Origin of the sequence: Cupriavidus sp. NPDC089707, assembly GCF_044748965.1 — a bacterium.
GTDB lineage: Bacteria > Pseudomonadota > Gammaproteobacteria > Burkholderiales > Burkholderiaceae > Cupriavidus.
In genome coordinates, this window is sequence record NZ_JBIVHB010000024.1 from 40282 (window position 1) to 57724 (window position 17443).

Consider the following 17443-nt stretch of genomic DNA (forward strand, 5'->3'; position numbering starts at 1 on the left):
GCCATGAAGCCGTCCGTCCTTGTCACCCGCGCCATCTATCCCGAAGTGATCGACCGCCTGGCGCAGTATTTCGATGTCGACGACAACCAGCAGGACGCGGTGCTCGATGCCGCCACGCTGAAGTCCCGGCTGGCTGGCAAGGCCGGCGTGCTGGCCAACGCCGCCGACCGCATCGACGCAGATCTGGTCGCCGTGTTGCCGTCGCTGCGCGCGGTGTGCAACATGGCCGTCGGCTACAACAACCTCGACGTGCCGGTGCTGACCGCCGCAGGCATCGTCGCCACCAACACGCCCGACGTGCTGACCGAGACCACCGCCGACTTCGGCTGGGCGCTGCTGATGGCCACCGCGCGCCGCGTCACCGAGGCCGAGCAATACCTGCGCGCCGGCAAGTGGCAGCGCTGGAGCTACGACATGCTGGTCGGCATGGACCTGTACGGCAGCGCGCTCGGCATCCTGGGCATGGGCCGCATCGGCCAGGCGCTGGCGCGCCGTGCCAGCGGGTTTGGCATGAATGTGCTGTATCACAACCGCAGCCAGCTGCCGGCGGACACCGAGCGCGGGCTCAATGCCCGCTACGTCAGCAAGGAGGACCTGCTGCGCCAATCCGATCACCTGCTGCTGGTGCTGCCTTACGGCCCGCAGAGCCACCATGCCATCGGCGCCGCCGAGCTGGCGCTGATGAAGCCGACGGCGACGCTGGTCAACCTCGCGCGCGGCGGCATCGTCGACGACGCCGCACTGGCGCAGGCACTGCGCGACAAGCGCATCTTCGGCGCCGGGCTGGATGTGTTCGAGGGCGAGCCCAGTGTCCATCCGGATCTGCTGACGGTGCCTAACGTCGTGCTGACGCCGCATATCGCCAGCGCCTCGGAGAAGACCCGCCGCGCCATGGCGATGCTGGCCGCCGACAACCTGATCGCCGCGCTCGACCAGGGCCCGCAGGCCGGCCATCCGCCCACCGTGATCAACACTGAGGTCATGCCGCGCCGCCGCTGAGGCGCGCCCGGTTGTCCGTCGCGGTTGTCCGTCACCTAACCTGTCGCTGCATGTCCCTGATTCCGTACCTGACGCTGGCCGTGGCACTGCTCGCGGTCGTCCTGCTAGTGATCGTGCTGTTGCGCCAGCAGGCCGCCTCGCCCGGCGCCGATCTGGCCCGTCAGCTTGCCGAAATGCGCGTCGAAGGGGCGCGCGGCATGGAGCGCGTGGAGCGTGAGGTTCGTACTGACGTAGCCGAGGCGGCGCGCGGCAATCGCGACGAGTCGGCCCAGCAGATGCTGCGCTTCCAGCAGGCGCTGTCGTCGCAGTTGACCGGCATCGCCACGCTGCAGAACAACCAGATCGACACCTTTGCGCAGCAGCTCGCCAAGCTGACCGAGTCCAACACGCAGCAGCTCGAGCACGTACGCCAGCACCTGATGCTGCAAAGCCAGCAGGCGCGCGACGAGCAGGCGGGGGCACTGCGCCGCTTCGGCGACGGCTTGCAGCAGCAGCTTGCGCAGATGTCCGAAGCCAACGAACGCCGGCTGGCAGAGGTGCGCGCCACGCTGGAGCAGAAGCTGCGCGACATCGAGGCCAACAACGCAGCCAAGCTGGAAGAGATGCGCCGCACCGTCGACGAAAAACTGCATGCGACGCTGGAGCAGCGCCTGGGCGAGTCGTTCCGGCTGGTCTCGGATCGCCTCGAGCAGGTGCATCGGGGGCTGGGCGAAATGCAGGCGCTGGCGCAGGGCGTGGGCGACCTGAAGAAGGTGCTGACCAACGTGAAGTCGCGCGGCACCTGGGGCGAAGTCCAGCTTGAGATGCTGCTGGAGCAGATACTGACGCCGGACCAGTACGGCAAGAATGTCGAGACGGTGCGCAACTCCGGCGCGCGGGTGGAATTTGCCATCCGCTTGCCCGGCAAGGCCGCGGGCGGCGGTGGCGACGGCGGCGCGCCAGTGTGGTTGCCGGTCGATGCCAAGTTTCCCAAGGAGCAGTACGAGCGACTGGTCGATGCCCAGGAGCGCGGCGACCCGGAGGGCGTCACCGCCTTTGGCCGCGAACTGGAAGTTGCGTTGCGGCGCGAGGCGCAGACCATTGCCGAGAAGTACCTGGCGCCGCCGCAGACCACGGATTTCGCCGTCCTGTTCCTGCCGACCGAAGGGCTGTACGCCGAAGTGCTGCGACGCCCCGGCCTGACTGACCTGCTGCAGCGCAACTACCGCGTCACCGTGGCGGGCCCGACCACGCTGACCGCGCTGTTGAACAGCCTGCAAATGGGCTTTCGCACGCTGGCACTGGAAAAGCGCTCGAGCGAAGTGTGGGAGGTGTTGGGCGCGGTCAAGACCGAGTTCGGCAAGTTCGGTGACGTGCTGGCCAAGACCCGCGACACGCTCGAGCGCGCGGCGCGCAATATCGAGCAGGCCGAGGTGCGCACGCGTCAGATGGCGCGCAAGCTGCGGACGGTGGAAGCGCTGCCGGGCGATGCCGCGCAGCAGTTGCTGGGACTAAACGGGGTGGAAACTGTGGATGCGGCCGAGACGCCGGATGACAGCGGCGGCTGAGCGCGCGCCAGAGCAGGGACGGCCCGCAGTGGGGCCGGATGGCCGGCAACCTGCCGGCCTGTGGAATACCGTGAATCAGCTTGGGTTCAGCGGTCCTCTTCGGGCGCCAGTTCGCGCACGTGGACTTCGATGCCGCCAAAGCGGGCGGCCACCCAGTTGTAGGCCTTGCACGCCAGCCACAGCAGGCCGAAGCCGATCAGCGCGTTCAGGATGATCGCGCTGAAGACCGTGATCGCTGGCAGGTCGCCATAGCGGATAAAGGTGACAAACAGGCCCAGCGAGACGATTGGCAGGGAGAAGCACAGGTAGACCAGCACCAGCGCGCGGGCGGTCTTCACGGGGTGGAGGTAGGCGATCTCCTGATTCATGACGGGGGATAACTTGATTGTTGCTGAATCGTGCGCCAAGTGTAGCGACTGGCCGACCCCAAGCATAGCCCGCTGCCCGCGCCGCGGCCGAAAGCCGTGCGCCGGACACGTCACGGCGGCAAATGTGCAGCACAAATACGACACATTGCGGCCGCAGCGAAGCGGCCGGCCGGTCGCCGCGCTCAGATCAGCCCGTCGAACAGCATGACCTCGATCGGATCGCCGGCCTTGACCGAGTCCTGCTCGTGGCCGAGCACGATAAAACAGTTGGCCTCGCTCATCGAGCGCAGTACGCCCGAGCCTTGCTGGCCGGTGATGCGCACTTCCCACTGACCGTCTGCCGCCCGGGCCAGGATGCCGCGCTGGTATTCGGTGCGGCCCGGCTTCTTGCGGATGGCCTGCGCGCTGCGCACCTGCAGCAGCGGCAGTGGCGGCACGTTGGCGCCCATCAGCCGGTGCAGCGCGGCACGCACGAAGTGGTAGAAGGTGACCATTACCGCGACCGGGTTGCCTGGCAGGCCGAACAGCAGCGCCGAGTGCTGGCCCTCGCCGCCAGTGCTGATGCGCCCGAATGCCATCGGCCGGCCCGGGCGCATCGCGATCTTCCAGAACGTGACATCCCCCAGGCGCGCCATGATCTGCTTGGTGTAGTCGGCTTCGCCGACCGAGACGCCGCCGGAGGTGATGACCGCGTCGGCACTCTCGCAGGCGGTGCGGAAGGCCGCTTCCAATGCCTCGGGCTCGTCGCGCACCACGCCCATGTCGAGTAGTTCGACGTTCATCCGGCGCAGCATGCCGTGCAGCGTATAGCGGTTCGAGTCGTAGACGCAGCCAGCGTCCAGCGGCTCGCCGATCGAGCGCAATTCATCTCCGGTGGAGAAAAAGGCCACGCGCAGGCGCCGGCGCACGCGAACTTCGGCAATGCCCAGCGAGGCCAGCAGGCCCAGGTCGGCTGGCTGGAGGATGCGGCCCGCCGGCAGTGCGGCCTGGCCGCGCGCCAGGTCTTCGCCGCGCAGGCGGCGATTGTCGCCGGAGCGCGCGCAATCGGCGGCAAAACGGATGCGCGCACCGTCGGCCACCGTTTCGACGAATTCCTGCGGCACCACCGTGTCGCAGCCGGCCGGCATCACCGCGCCGGTCATGATGCGTACCGCCTGCACGGCCGTGGGTTCGAGCGCGCCAGCGCCGCCGGCGAAGGCGCTGCCGATCACTTCCAGTTCGACGGTGTTGGTCTGCGCCGCGGCGAGCGCTTCACTGCGGAAGGCGTAGCCGTCCATGGCCGAGTTGTCATGGGCAGGCACGTCGATAGTCGAGACGATGTCCTCGGCCAGCACGCGGTCGAGCGCGCTGCGGATCGGCAGCTGTTCGATGCCGCGCACCGGCTCCACCACCTCGCCGATGATGCGGTTGGCCTGGTCCACCGGCAGCGCGGTGGGGTCGTAGTCGGACAGGCAGGAAATGACGGATTGCAGGGAAGGCATGGTGGCTCGGCGGCGGGTGATTGCGTTATCGGCGACTAGCGGGCGAGGACTAGCGGCTTTCGTGCGTGCGCAGTTCGTCCAGCGTGTTGATATTGGCGAAGGCCGCGGCGTCGTCGAACATCACCTCGGCCAGCCGGTGCGAGGCGGCCCACGTCTCGATTTTGCGGCCGCCGCCGGAAAGATACGCGACCAGGCTGTCGAGCGCGCTGACCGGCATCAGGCAGAACACGGGTTGGGTCTGGCGCTTGCCGGCTTCATCCAGCGTGACCGGAATCGCCAGTTCCGCGCCCTCGGACTCGATTGCCTGCGTCAGCCGTGCCACGAGGTCGATGGGAAGAAAAGGCGAGTCGCACGGCGCCGTCACCATCCAGGATGTGCCGCACTGTTCCAGCCCCGCAAGCATGCCGGCCAGCGGCCCGGCAAAGTCGGGCACGGTGTCGGTGTAGACCGGCACGCCGAACGATTCATAGGCGGCAAGGTTGCGGTTGGCGTTGATGATCAGGCCGCCGACCTGCGGGCCGAGGCGCATCATCGTGTGCATCGCCATGGGCGTGCCGTGCAGCGGCTGCAGTCCCTTGTCGGTGCCGCCCATGCGGCTGCCCCTGCCGCCTGCGAGAATCAGGCCGGTGATGTCGTCGCGTGCAATCATGAAGGTGCGGCGGCGGGTTCAGCCGCCGATATAGGACATCTCGATCTTGCGCTCGGCCCGTGCCTGGCGCACCGCCGGGTCGCCGCGCTGCTCGGAGTAGTTGTCGGTGCGCCCCTGCCAGACCTGGGCGATCGCGTTCGAGATCTCCAGATCGCTGTAGCCGCCGCGCAGCAGCGCGCGCAGGTCATAGCCCTCGGTGGCGAACAGGCACAGATATAGCCGGCCTTCGGTGGACAGCCGGATGCGGCTGCAATCGCCGCAGAACGCATGGGTAACGCTGGAAATCACGCCGATTTCGCCGCTGCCGTCGCGGTAGCGCCACCGCTCGGCGGTTTCGCCGGTGTAGTTGGCCTGCACGGGTTCCAGCGGGAACTCGGCATCGATGCGGCGCACGACCTCGGCCGAGGGCAGCACCTCGTCCATCTGCCAATGGTTGCTGGCGCCGACATCCATGAACTCGATATAGCGGACAATGATGCCGCTGTGGCGGAAATGGCGTGCCATCGGCACGATTTCCTGGTCGTTGGTGCCGCGCTTGACCACCATGTTGACCTTGATCGGCGCCAGGCCAACGGCCTGCGCGGTCTCGATGCCGTGCAGCACGTCGGCGACGGCGAAGTCGACGTCGTTCATGCGGCGGAAGGTGGCGTCGTCGATCGCGTCCAGGCTGACGCTGACGCGCGTCAGGCCGGCGTCGCGCAGCGAGCGCGCCTTGCGCGCCAGCAGCGAGGCATTGGTGGTCAGCGTCAGGTCGAGCGGCTTGCCAGAGACGGTCTCGATCTTTGCCAGCATCTCGACCAGATGCTCGATGTTCTTGCGCAGCAGTGGCTCGCCGCCGGTCAGGCGGATCTTCTCGACGCCTTGCGCGACGAACAGGCGCGCGGTGCGTTCGATTTCTTCAAAGCTGAGCAGTTCCGAGTGCGGCAGGAAGGTGTAGTCCTTGTCGAACACTTCCTTCGGCATGCAGTAGACGCAGCGGAAGTTGCAGCGGTCCGTCACCGAGATGCGCAGGTCATGCAGCGGCCGGCCGCGGGTGTCGGCCACCAGGCCGGTGGGCGCTTCCAGCTTGCCGGGGATGCGCGGCGTCATCGAATGGTAGCGATGGTCGCGCAGGTCGAAGATCGGGATGACGGATTCAGTCATGGCCTGTGGGTGGGCGCTGCTCCGGCGAGTGGCCAGGCAAGGCCAGGCCGGGGGACTTCGGTAGCGCGGATGCATTTGCTGCCATTCTAGCCGAGTGGGCGCCCGGGGAACCGCATTCCCGCGAATCGCGGGGATTTGCCGTGCATGAAAAAAGGGACAGCCAAGGCTATCCCTCGGACTGTCCCTTTTGCAGCGGCATGGGTGCTAGCAGCGGCACCCGACCAGGCTTACTGCTGCGACGCCATTTCCACCTCGCGACCTTTGGTCTCGACCAGGATCATCGGACCCTGGGGCAGCGGCGGCAGCGGCTTGCGCTCGCGCGGCACGCGCGGCGCCGGCACGATGCGGGCAGCGGCTTCCTGGGCCGTGCGAAGCTTGTCGGCATCGGTGTGGACCCATTGCAGGCCGGCGCCGGCAAGCATCGGCTCGAGGCTTTCCATTGCGACTGGCGCAGCGGCAGGGGTGGCCGGTGCTGCCGGTGCGGCTTGGACCACCTGAGCGACCTGGGCCACCTCAGCCAGCGCGGCGGCCGGTTCCGCGGCGGGCGCGGCCACGGCAGGGGCGGGTTCCACGGCTGCGGCCACGACCGGCTCGGCCACGGCTTCGGCGGCGATTGCCTCGGTCACTGCTGCGGCGGCTTCCGTTTGCACGGCCACGGTGGTCGGGGCGGGTTCGGCCACAGGTGCGGCTACCGGTGCCGGTTCGGCTGCGGGGGCCGGGGTCACGCCTTCCGGCACGGCGATTCGGATCGCTTCGACGCTTTCCGCGGCGGCAACAGCGACAGCTGCCTGCGGTGCCGGTTCGGTTTGCGGGGCGGCCTGGGGTGCGGCCTGCGGGATGGCCTCGGCGGTCACCGGAGCGATGCCTTCGGCGGCTTCGGCAGCGCCTTCCAAAGCGGCTTCGCCTTCACCTTGCATACCCTGGCCGGCTTCGTCGCGCTCGCGGCGATAGCGGTTGCGGCCGCGGCGGTTACGGCGGCGGCGCTCTTCGCCCTCGGCGGTTTCGGCGAATCCTTCGGCACCTTCCGGCAGTTCGGCGCGCACGGCTGGCGCTTCATCTGCGGCGGCTTGCGGCAGCACGCCCAGCGCCTGGGCGGCAGCTACGGCTTCCGGTTGCGGCGCTTCACCGGCCTCGGCCTCACGCAGGTCGCCGCGCTCACGCTGGCGGTCGCGCTGGCGCTCGCGGCGTTCCTGGCTGCGCTCGCGGCGGCCTTCCTGGCGGGCTTCGGCGCGCTCGCCCTGGGCACGTTCACCCTGGGCGGCTTCAGCCTGGCGGGCGACGGCCGGAGTGGCCTGGCCTTCCTGCTGGCGCGGCTGGCGGCCCTGGCGCTCGCCACGGCCTTCGCGTTGTTCGCCGCGTTCGCCTTGCTGGCGCTCGGCACGTTCACCACGCTCTGCACGCTGACCGCGAGGCTGGCGGTCGCCGCGTTCCTGTCGCTCGCCACGCTCACCGCGCTCACCACGCTCGGCACGTTCACCGCGCTCGGCACGCTCGGCGCGCTGGCCACGGCCTTCGCCGCGCTGACCGCGCTCGCGGCGGCCTTCACCACCGCGGCTTTCAGCGGCCGCCACAGGCTTGGCCGGCTCAACCACCGGCGCAGGCGCCGGACGCGCGCCGAACAGGCCCTTCAGCCAGGCGATAAAGCCGCCGGCTTCCACCGGCTTGGTGGCAGGGACGGGCGGAGCTGCCGGTGCAGTTTCCGGACGCGGGGCGCGCTCCGGACGCGGCACGGAGACCGGAGCCGGCTGTTCCGGCGTGATGCCCTTGACCGCTGCTTCCTGGCGCGGCTTGGCTTCTTCCTTGCGGCGGCTGCTGTAGCTGGTGTCGGCTTCCAGTTCCTTGGCGGCGGCCTCGGCCATCTTGTAGCTGGCGGTGCTGTCTTCCAGGCGCGGGTCGTCGTGGCGCAGCCGCTCCAGCTTGTAGTGCGGCGTTTCCAGGTGCTTGTTCGGGATCAGCAGCACGTTGACCTTGAAGCGCAGCTCGATCAGGTTGATTTCCTGGCGCTTCTCGTTCAGCAGGAACGCAGCGACCTCCACCGGCACCTGGCAATGGATGGCGGCGGTGTTTTCCTTCATCGCCTCTTCCTGGATGATGCGCAGCACCTGCAGGGCGGACGATTCGGTATCGCGGATATGGCCGGTGCCGTTGCAGCGCGGGCAAGTGATGTGCGAGCCCTCCGACAGCGACGGGCGCAGGCGCTGGCGCGACAGCTCCATCAAACCGAAACGGCTGATCTTGCCCATCTGCACGCGGGCCCGGTCGTGGCGCAGCGCGTCCTTCAGGCGCGTTTCCACGTCCTTCTGGGCCTTGCCCGACTCCATGTCGATGAAGTCGATCACGATCAGGCCACCCAGGTCACGCAGGCGCAACTGGCGGGCGATCTCGTCGGCGGCCTCGAGGTTGGTGCGCAGCGCGGTTTCCTCGATGTCGGCGCCCTTGGTGGCGCGGGCCGAGTTCACGTCCACGGAGACCAGTGCCTCGGTGTGGTCGATCACGATGGCGCCGCCCGACGGCAGCATGACCATGCGCGAGTAGGCCGACTCGATCTGGTGTTCGATCTGGAAGCGCGAGAAGAGGGGCACGTCGTCCCGGTACTTCTTCACGCGGTTCATGTTGTCAGGCATCACCACGCTCATGAAGGCGCGGGCCTGTTCGTAGATCTCGTCGGTATCGATCAGGATCTCGCCGATATCCGGCTGGAAGTAGTCGCGGATGGCGCGGATCACCAGGCTGGATTCCAGGTAGATCAGCAGCGGGGCCTTGTTGTCGCCGGCGGCGCCGTCGATGGCCTTCCACAGTTGCAGCAGGTAGTTCAGGTCCCACTGCAGTTCTTCGGCCGAGCGGCCGATGCCCGCGGTACGGGCAATGATGCTCATGCCTTCCGGCACGGCCAGCTGCGCCATGGTCTCGCGCAGTTCCTGGCGGTCTTCGCCTTCAATGCGGCGGGACACACCGCCGCCGCGCGGGTTGTTGGGCATCAGCACCAGGTAGCGGCCAGCCAGCGAGATGAAGGTGGTCAGGGCCGCGCCCTTGTTGCCGCGCTCTTCCTTCTCGACCTGGACAATCAGTTCCTGGCCTTCGTGCAGGGCATCCTGGATGCGCGCGTTGCGCACGTCGATGCCTTCCTTGAAGAAGGCGCGGGCAACTTCCTTGAACGGCAGGAAGCCGTGGCGCTCTTCGCCGTAGTTGACGAAGCAGGCTTCCAGCGAGGGTTCGATACGGGTGATGACACCCTTGTAGATGTTGCCCTTGCGCTGTTCGCGCCCGGCAGTCTCGATGTCGATATCGATCAGCTTCTGACCGTCGACGATGGCGACGCGCAATTCCTCCTGTTGCGTCGCGTTGAACAGCATGCGTTTCATCGCAATACCTCACTCCAGAGCCGCGGTTGCACCGTCTGGGCGGTTTCCGCGGCGATTCATGGAGCACGCGAGGGAGCGAGCGAAGGCGCGAGAATTGCCGGAAAGCGCCGCTTCGCGCAAAGGCGAGCGGCTGGGCGCGGGTGAAAGAGAGGCGATGACGTCGGGGTAACGTCCGCAGGGTGGGAGAGGGCGCCGGCGGCTGCTCTGGCAGACACTGGCGCGTTCCCGTTCCGGAGGCGATGCAAGACGCCGGCATGACCGGCACCGGCGCGGCGCCGGCGGCATCGCGGCCGGGCCGCGGAAGGCCTAGACGCGTCAAAGAGCAAATTTTTCGGACACGGCAAGGCTGCCGATGCTGCCTGACATCTCCTGGCGGGCGCACCTACTACTTCTTGGAGTTCTGCGACCGGGCGCCGGTATTTCCAGTCAGGCGGCAGGCTGGCCTGCCGGCCGGCACCGTTTCCCGGTGCGGGCGGGACTTCTCTCACCGAAGCGGATGCCGGCAGGGCATCCACTCTTAAATTCTGTTTTACCTGAACACTCTGTTCCCACGTCATCACCTGCTGCGCCGAAGCCTCCTTTGGGCGACTTCCTGCGTGCCGGCGATATCGTGCGTGCTGCTTTTACTGCCATTTGGCCGTCTGGCGCCCGCGCGGATCACGCAATGAAGCGGCGCAGGGCGGAAGACGGGCCGGGCTGGCGGCGACCCCAAGTGTAGAATGCGGTCAATCCAAGATTAATCACGGGATTGATCGCTTACACAGGTCTTGCGCTGCCGGCCCCCGGCCGGAACAGCGAGGAAATTATATTGAAAATGAATGAGTTACGCCATCAAATTGAAAAGCCTGCCGATGTAGCGCCGGCAAGCCCGCAGGTGGCGTATGTCACGATCGACGAGGGCTCTGAAGGCCAGCGCATCGACAACTTCCTGCTGAAGGTGGCCAAGGGCGTACCCAAGAGTCATATCTACCGGGTACTGCGGTCGGGCGAAGTCCGCGTCAACAAGGGGCGTATCGATGCCACTTATCGCCTGCAATCGGGCGACGTGGTTCGAATCCCTCCGATGCGTGTGGCGTCTTCGTCTCAATCCGCCGGGGCGCAGCCGGTACCAGCCTGCGAATTTCCCGTGCTGTTCGAAGATGCGCAGTTGCTGGTTGTGAACAAGCCTGCCGGCATGGCGGTCCATGGCGGCTCGGGCGTTGCGTTCGGCGTGATCGAGCAGTTGCGCCAGGCGCGGCCCCAAGCCAAGTTCCTCGAGCTGGTGCACCGGCTCGACCGCGAAACCTCGGGCATCCTGGTGCTGGCCAAGAAGCGCTCTGCGCTGGTCCACCTGCATGAGCAGATCCGCGGCAACAGCATGGATAAGCGGTATTTCGCCTGCGTGGCCGGCGAGTTCCCCAATAACCGGCAGCATGTGAAGCTGCCTCTATATAAGTACACCACGCCCGACGGCGAGCGGCGCGTGCGGGTACAGGCCGACGGGCTGGCTTCACACACGGTATTCAACCGGATCGAGGCGTTTCCCGGCTTTACCTTGCTGGAAGCCGAGCTGAAGACGGGCCGGACGCACCAGATTCGCGTCCACCTGGCCCATTCGGGATTCCCGATCGTCGGCGACGAGAAGTATGGCGATTTCCCCCTGAACAAGTCGCTGGCGCGTTCCGCCGCCAATCCCGGCATCAAGCGCATGTTCCTGCACGCCCACCGGCTGGTGTTCATCCACCCGGCGACGGGGGCGCCGCTGGCGGTCGAGGCACCGTTGCCAGACGAATGCGTCGGATTCCTGCAACAATTGCGACAGCTGCGCGCCCCGGAGTAGGGCCGCGCGATCAACGCCACAAGGACAACCATGGCCAGGCAACAATTTGACCTGATCGTTTTCGACTGGGACGGGACACTGATGGACTCGACCCCGACCATCGCCAAATGCATCCAGCTGGCCAGCCGCGACCTGGGACTGCCCGTGCCGGACGACAGCGCGGCCAGCCATGTGATCGGGCTTGGGCTGAAGGATGCATTGTCGTACGCTGTGCCGACGCTGGACCCAGTCGACTACCCGCGCCTGGCGGAGCGCTATCGCTACCATTTCCTGACCCGCGACGCCGACCTGGTGCTGTTCGACGGGGTGCGGGAGATGCTGCAAACGCTGCGAGGCGAGCACTATTTCCTCGGCGTCGCCACCGGCAAGACCCGCGTCGGCCTGCAGCGCGCGCTGGCCGCCAGCGGCCTGACGCAGCTCTTCGACGCCACCCGCTGCGCCGACGAGACCTTCTCCAAGCCGCATCCGGCCATGCTGCAGGAACTGACGCGCGAGCTGGGCCAGGACATGGAGCGCACTGTCATGGTGGGCGACACCACCCATGACCTGCAGATGGCGGTCAATGCTGGTGCTGCCGGCATTGGTGTATGTTATGGTGCACATCCGGGCGACTCGCTGCGGGCGATGGCGCCGGTGCATTGCGCCACGTCGATCGCCGACCTGACCGATTGGCTGCTGGCTCATGCCTGAGGCCGCGGCTGGCCAGGGGCCGGTGCGGCTGTGCGCTGCGGCAGACCTGGAGGAGGGCGGCCTGGGGGTGCGCTTCTCGGTGGTGCTGGACAGCCGCGAAATCGGCGCCTTCGTGGTGCGCTTCGACGGTGCTGCGCATGGCTACCTGAACCAGTGCGCGCATGTGCCGATGGAGCTCGACTGGCAGGAGGGGCGGTTCTTCGATAGCTCGGGCCTATACTTGATGTGCGCTACACATGGCGCGGTTTATGCGCCGGATAGCGGCGAGTGCGTTGGCGGTCCCTGCCGCGGCGCGGCGCTGGCCAAGCTGCGCGTCGAAGAGCGCGATGGCCAGGTCTTCTGGTTCCCTGAAGGTCCGTACCAGGCCGCCGCGCAAGCGGACGGCGCCTGAATGACGGGCGGCCCGGCCGCCCGTTCTGTTTCCAAGCTTTCCACGAGCGAGTTGCATGACTGAAGAACAGAAGCCGCCTAATGGTCAACCGGGAGCATCGGGCGAATCGCGTGAGCCTGGGCAGGACGATGCGAACCGGCCCGAGTCCGAGCGCCTCGTTACCGCGAAACAAGCCGACTATCCGCTGGAGAACGAACTGCGCGCCGGCGACGATGCGGCGCGGCGCGAGCAGCGCGAACGCAAGGCCCGCATGGCTGGGGGCAGCGGTCCGGTGGGCGCGGCCGGCTGGGAGCGCGACGTCCTGGAAAAGGTGCTGACGGCATCGCTGCGCGAGCAGCGCGCCGCACGCCGCTGGCGCATCTTCTTCCGTTTCGTCGGACTGGGCCTGCTGGCGCTGATCTTCGTCGCGCTGTTCGATTTCAAGGGCGACGGCATCAACACGTCCGACCGCCATACCGCGATGGTCACGCTGGAGGGCGAGATCGCGGCCGGTACGCCGGCCGGCGCCGAGTCGATCAATGCTTCGCTGCAGGCGGCATTCGCCGATGCCAACGCCGCCGGCGTGATCCTCAAGATCAACTCGCCGGGCGGCTCGCCGGTGCAGGCCGGCATTATCAACGATGAGATCCGCCGGCTGCGCGGGCTCTATCCGTCCAAGCCGTTCTATGTCGTGATCGAGGAAATGTGTGCCTCGGGTGGCTATTACGTGGCAGCGGCGGCCGACAAGATCTATGTCGACAAGGCCAGCATCGTCGGCTCGATCGGCGTGCTGATGGATGGTTTCGGCTTTACCGGCCTGATGGACAAGCTGGGCGTGGAGCGCCGGCTGTACACCTCCGGCGCCAACAAGGGCATGCTAGACCCGTTCTCGCCGCAGGTCCCCAGGCAGAAGACCTATGCCGAGGAGATGCTCAAGGAAATCCACGAGCAGTTCATCGGCGTGGTCAAGGAAGGCCGGGGAGACCGGCTCAAGGACGACCCGGAACTGTTCTCCGGGCTGTTCTGGTCGGGCGAGCGCAGCATCGAACTCGGCCTGGCCGACGCGCTGGGGACCGCCGATTCCGTCGCGCGCGACGTGCTCAAGGCCGAAGATATCGTCGACTACACAGTCAAGGAAAACATTGCCGAGCGCGTGGCCAAGCGCTTCGGCGCCGCGGTCGGCACCGCGGCGATGAAGACCATGCTGTGGAGCACGCGCATGCAAGGCATGCACTGAGACGGCGTGATTCGCCAAATGCAGAAAGGGGCGCAGTTGCGCCCCTTTCTGCATTTGCTGGCGTGTTCAGGCCGCCAGCAGCGAGAAGATCGCAGGCCGCTTGTGCAAGTCAATCCGATCCGCGCGCCACGCCGACAGCGGCAGCGTGACGATGGTTTCAGTCGGCAGCGTCAGGTCCACCGCCACCGACAGCAGCGTGGTGCCGGCGCAATGCTGGCGCATCGCTTCGAGCAGCGCCGCGTTGCGGTACGGCGTTTCGATGAACACCTGGGTCTGGCTAGCCTTGCGCGAGCGCTGCTCCAGCTCGCGCAGCCGCTGCGCGCGTTCGTTGGCATCGACCGGCAGGTAGCCGTTGAAGGCAAAGCTCTGGCCGTTCAACCCCGAGCCCATCACCGCCAGCAGGATCGAGCTGGGCCCGACCAGCGGCCGTACCCGGATGCCGCGTGCGTGTGCCAGCCGCACCAGCTCGGCGCCGGGATCCGCCACCGCCGGCACGCCGGCTTCGGAAAGCAGGCCGCCATCGCGGCCGGCCTGGATCGGCGCGAGCAGCTCGGCCAGCGCGTCGGCACGGGTGTTGACGTTCAGCTCGCGGATCTCGATCTGCTGGATAGGTCGTGCCAACGGGGTGCTTTCGCCCAGTTTCTTCAAAAAGGCGCGCGCGGTCTTGGCGTTCTCTGCGACCAGGTAGTCGAGGCCGGCGGCGATCTGCTGCACGCCGGCGGGAATGACTTCGGCCAGCGGATCGGCTTCGTCGCGCTTGCCGAGGGTATTGGGAATCAGGAAAAGATTGCCGCTCATGGTTGGCTCCGGTGCGTCATGCCGCGAGCAGCGGGTAGCCCGCCTGGCGCAGCATGCCGGTCAGCGCGATCAGCGGCAGACCGACCAGCGCCGTGGGGTCGTCGGACTCGACGCGCGCCAGCAATGTGATACCAAGTCCTTCGGATTTGGCGCTGCCCGCGACATCATAAGGACGTTCCAGCAGCAGGTAGGCTTCGATCTCGGCATCGCTCAGGTCGCGCATGGCCACGCGCGTCTGTATGTCGGCCAGTTGCACGGTGCCAGTGCGCCCGTCCAGCAGGCACAGCGCCGAATGGAAGGTAGCGGTGCGCCCGCGCATGCGGCGCAGTTGCGCGACGGCCTTGTCGTGTGTGCCGGGCTTGCCCATCTGCGCCCCGTCCAGCGTCAGCACCTGGTCCGAGCCGATCACCAGCGCACCCGGGTGCCGCGCCGCGATGGCCTCTGCCTTGCGCTGCGACAGGCGCAGGGCGGTTGCCTCCGGCGCTTCGCCGGCAAGTGGAGTTTCGTCGATGTCCGGGATGGCCACTTCGAAGGGGATGCGCAGCCGCTCAAGCAGCTCGCGGCGGTAGGGTGAGCCGGAGCCAAGGATCAGCCTGGGACGGGGGGTTTGGTGCATAAGTGATTGAAACGGAACAAGAATGAGGCAAGGTTTGCCTGGCAAGACCTTTGACCTCCACAAGGTTTACGTCGTATAATCGCGCGCTTTGCCGCATCCGCACCCGGGCGCTGTGCCGCCGATGTGCGCGGCCGCTGTCAGCGCAGGCGTGGATTGTGGCGAGCCAGTCATTGCAATACGACCGGAGTCACGCACATGACCCAGCCAATTGACCTGCGCGCGCTCGATCTCTTTGCGCTCTGCCGCAAGAGCGAAAGCCTGACCGGCGACGTGGCAGTGCGGGATTTGCCGCGCATCTTAGCCGAGACCGCCGCGCAAGCGCCAGCCTCGGCACCCGAAGAGACGTTTGCCTACACGGCCACCGGCTTCGTGCGCGAAGAGGCGGCCGAGCCGGGCGCCCCGGTGGCGCAGCGGCTGTTCCTCGATGTGACCGTCAAGGGCCGGATGTGGCTGGATTGCCAGCGCTGCCTGACGCCGTATGCCGAGCCGATCGATACGGCGACGCGTTTTGAGGTGGTGGAGAGCGAAGAAGCGGCCGATGCCGCGCCAATGGATGACGACGAAGTCGACGTGATCGCCGGCTCCAAGCGTTTTTCGCTGCTGGAACTGATTGAAGATGAGGTGCTGCTGGCGTTGCCGGTGGCCCCCAAACATGACGCCTGCCCGTCGGTGCACGAAAGCCTCGTGACCGGCACGGACGGCGAGGCCCAGCCCGAAGCTGAGCCAGAAGAAGAAAAGCGGCCGTCGCCCTTTGCGGCGCTGGCCGGCCTGAAGAACAAGCACTGAGGCCAATCGGACCGACGGCGCGTTCCGCAGGTGGTAGTTGAAGCATCCGGCCGGGCCCCGGCTACGCCTTGGGCGGGATGCGTGTGTTAATATTGAAAAATTCTCGAAGGAGTCATCATGGCTGTTCAACAGAACAAGAAGTCGCCGTCCAAGCGCGGCATGCATCGTTCGCACGACCACCTGACGGTCGCCCCGCTGGCCGTCGAGCCGACCACCGGCGAAACCCACCTGCGCCACCACGTCAGCCCGAACGGCTACTACCGTGGCCGCAAGGTCATCAAGACCAAGAACGACTGATAGCTTCGTGGCGTGACATTGCGTCTCGCTCGCGCATGCCTGTAAGTCGGACACAAGACGGTCAGACACAAAAAAGCGGCAAGATCGTTGCCGCTTTTTTGTTGGGCGCTCGGGATAACCGCCGGGCGTGGTGTGCGCTGCCGCGCTATCCGTACCAGGAACAATGACGATCAAAATCGCTATCGACTGCATGGGCGGCGACCACGGCGTGTCCGTGACCGTGCCCGCGGCGATCAGTTTTCTATCCCGCCACGACGATGCCGAAATGGTGCTGGTGGGCCTGTCGGACGCCATCCGGGCACAGCTGAAAAAGCTGCATGCGCTGGATCATCCGCGTGTGAGCATCGTCGAGGCCACCGAGGTCATCACCATGGATGACCCGGTCGAGGTGGCGCTGCGCAAGAAGAAGGATTCTTCGATGCGCGTGGCCGTCACCCAGGTCAAGGAAGGCCAGGCCGGTGCCTGCATCTCCGCCGGCAATACCGGCGCGCTGATGGCGGTGTCGCGCTATGTGCTGAAAACGCTTGAAGGCATCGAACGGCCGGCCATTGCCACCACCATCCCGAACCAGGAAGGCTGGGGCACCACCGTGCTGGACCTCGGCGCCAACGCCGACTGCGAGCCTGAACATCTGCTGCAGTTTGCCCGCATGGCCGAGGCCATGGTGGCCGTGGTGGACCACAAGGACCGCCCGAGCGTCGGCCTGCTGAACATCGGCGAAGAAGTCATCAAGGGCAACGAGGTGGTCAAGCGCGCCGGCGAACTGCTGCGCGCTTCCGAGCTCAATTTCTACGGCAACGTGGAAGGCAACGATATCTTCAAGGGAACGACAGATATCGTCGTCTGCGACGGCTTTGTCGGAAATGTGGCCCTCAAGAGCACCGAGGGCCTCGCCAAGATGATCGGCGGCATGATCAAGGAGGAATTCACCCGTTCGTGGTTCACCAAGCTGCTCGCGGCGGTGGCCATGCCGGTGCTGTCGCGGCTGGCCAAGCGCCTTGACCCGGCGCGCTACAACGGTGCTTCGCTGCTGGGCCTGCGCGGCCTGGTGATCAAGAGCCACGGTTCGGCCGATGCCCATTCTTTTGAGTGGGCAATCAAACGCGGGTATGATGCCGCCAAGAATGGCGTGATTCCCCGTATCGCACGGGCTTTCGCCGATAAGTCCAGCGCCGCTGGCGTGGCGCAGACCGCCCCGGAGACAGACGCGCCCAGCGCGCATCCCAGTACCCACGCCGCCTGAGCGCCTTGCGCGCCGGCCAGCGGGAACTGCGGTCCATA

At 66.7% G+C, this 17443-nt stretch carries 16 protein-coding genes; 9 read left to right on the plus strand and 7 right to left on the minus strand.

The genetic code is table 11. The features are described 5' to 3' along the window. The first annotated feature begins 3 nt into the window (after positions 1-3). Both ACIP1U_RS27015 and rmuC read left to right on the plus strand, forming a co-directional pair. On the plus strand, positions 4-999 hold the full coding sequence (locus ACIP1U_RS27015; RefSeq protein WP_400321802.1) for a 2-hydroxyacid dehydrogenase: 996 nt from the start codon (positions 4-6) through the stop codon (positions 997-999). A gap of 50 nt (positions 1000-1049) precedes the next feature. Next, a complete protein-coding gene (gene rmuC, locus ACIP1U_RS27020) occupies positions 1050-2546 on the plus strand; it encodes a DNA recombination protein RmuC (RefSeq protein WP_400321805.1) in 1497 nt (498 codons plus the stop codon). Between the two features lie 86 nt (positions 2547-2632). On the opposite strand, the gene ACIP1U_RS27025 is transcribed toward rmuC, so the two are convergent. From ACIP1U_RS27025 to ACIP1U_RS27045, 5 genes are all read right to left on the minus strand, one after another. Then, complete coding sequence (locus ACIP1U_RS27025; protein ID WP_116322258.1) at positions 2633-2914, minus strand: hypothetical protein; 282 nt, start codon at positions 2912-2914, stop codon at positions 2633-2635. A 182-nt stretch (positions 2915-3096) separates the two neighbouring features. After that, positions 3097-4395, minus strand: coding sequence for a gephyrin-like molybdotransferase Glp (gene glp, locus ACIP1U_RS27030; protein ID WP_400321808.1), 1299 nt, complete (start codon positions 4393-4395; stop codon positions 3097-3099). A 49-nt stretch (positions 4396-4444) separates the two neighbouring features. Further along, positions 4445-5044 (minus strand): molybdenum cofactor guanylyltransferase MobA, encoded by a 600-nt coding sequence (mobA, locus tag ACIP1U_RS27035; RefSeq protein WP_400321811.1) that lies wholly within the window; start codon positions 5042-5044, stop codon positions 4445-4447. An 18-nt stretch (positions 5045-5062) separates the two neighbouring features. Continuing rightward, the gene (gene moaA / locus ACIP1U_RS27040) at positions 5063-6187 is read right to left on the minus strand and encodes a GTP 3',8-cyclase MoaA (protein WP_400321814.1); all 1125 of its coding nucleotides are present in this window, start codon (positions 6185-6187) and stop codon (positions 5063-5065) included. Between the two features lie 227 nt (positions 6188-6414). Next, the gene (locus tag ACIP1U_RS27045; protein WP_400321817.1) at positions 6415-9549 is read right to left on the minus strand and encodes a ribonuclease E/G; all 3135 of its coding nucleotides are present in this window, start codon (positions 9547-9549) and stop codon (positions 6415-6417) included. 814 nt (positions 9550-10363) lie between these two features. Here ACIP1U_RS27045 and ACIP1U_RS27050 point away from each other — a divergent pair. Genes ACIP1U_RS27050 through ACIP1U_RS27065 form a run of 4 tightly spaced genes read left to right on the plus strand, consistent with a single transcriptional unit; the run spans position 10364 to position 13665 of the window. Next, positions 10364-11368: an RluA family pseudouridine synthase gene (locus tag ACIP1U_RS27050; protein WP_400321820.1), complete on the plus strand. Its 1005-nt coding sequence runs from the start codon at positions 10364-10366 to the stop codon at positions 11366-11368. Between the two features lie 30 nt (positions 11369-11398). Further along, a complete protein-coding gene (locus ACIP1U_RS27055; protein ID WP_400321822.1) occupies positions 11399-12058 on the plus strand; it encodes an HAD-IA family hydrolase in 660 nt (219 codons plus the stop codon). Continuing rightward, the gene (locus ACIP1U_RS27060) at positions 12051-12449 is read left to right on the plus strand and encodes a Rieske (2Fe-2S) protein (protein ID WP_400321825.1); all 399 of its coding nucleotides are present in this window, start codon (positions 12051-12053) and stop codon (positions 12447-12449) included. Before ACIP1U_RS27055 ends, ACIP1U_RS27060 begins: the two co-directional genes overlap by 8 nt. Before the next feature lie 55 nt (positions 12450-12504). After that, complete coding sequence (locus ACIP1U_RS27065; protein ID WP_400321828.1) at positions 12505-13665, plus strand: S49 family peptidase; 1161 nt, start codon at positions 12505-12507, stop codon at positions 13663-13665. Positions 13666-13731: 66 nt separating this feature from the next. Here the strand turns inward: ACIP1U_RS27065 and ACIP1U_RS27070 are convergent, their stop codons facing one another. Continuing rightward, positions 13732-14463, minus strand: a complete 732-nt coding sequence (locus tag ACIP1U_RS27070) for an SAM-dependent methyltransferase (RefSeq protein ID WP_400321830.1) — start codon at positions 14461-14463, stop codon at positions 13732-13734. A 16-nt stretch (positions 14464-14479) separates the two neighbouring features. Then, positions 14480-15079, minus strand: coding sequence for a Maf-like protein (locus tag ACIP1U_RS27075; RefSeq protein WP_400321833.1), 600 nt, complete (start codon positions 15077-15079; stop codon positions 14480-14482). 195 nt (positions 15080-15274) lie between these two features. Here ACIP1U_RS27075 and ACIP1U_RS27080 point away from each other — a divergent pair, with 195 nt between their 5' ends. From ACIP1U_RS27080 to plsX, 3 genes are all read left to right on the plus strand, one after another. Then, a complete protein-coding gene (locus ACIP1U_RS27080) occupies positions 15275-15865 on the plus strand; it encodes a YceD family protein (protein WP_400321835.1) in 591 nt (196 codons plus the stop codon). Between the two features lie 117 nt (positions 15866-15982). After that, entirely contained in the window at positions 15983-16162 is a 180-nt protein-coding gene (rpmF, locus tag ACIP1U_RS27085) for a 50S ribosomal protein L32 (protein WP_029046300.1), read from the plus strand. 163 nt (positions 16163-16325) lie between these two features. Beyond that, positions 16326-17405: a phosphate acyltransferase PlsX gene (gene plsX, locus ACIP1U_RS27090; RefSeq protein WP_400321839.1), complete on the plus strand. Its 1080-nt coding sequence runs from the start codon at positions 16326-16328 to the stop codon at positions 17403-17405. Positions 17406-17443 lie beyond the last annotated feature (38 nt).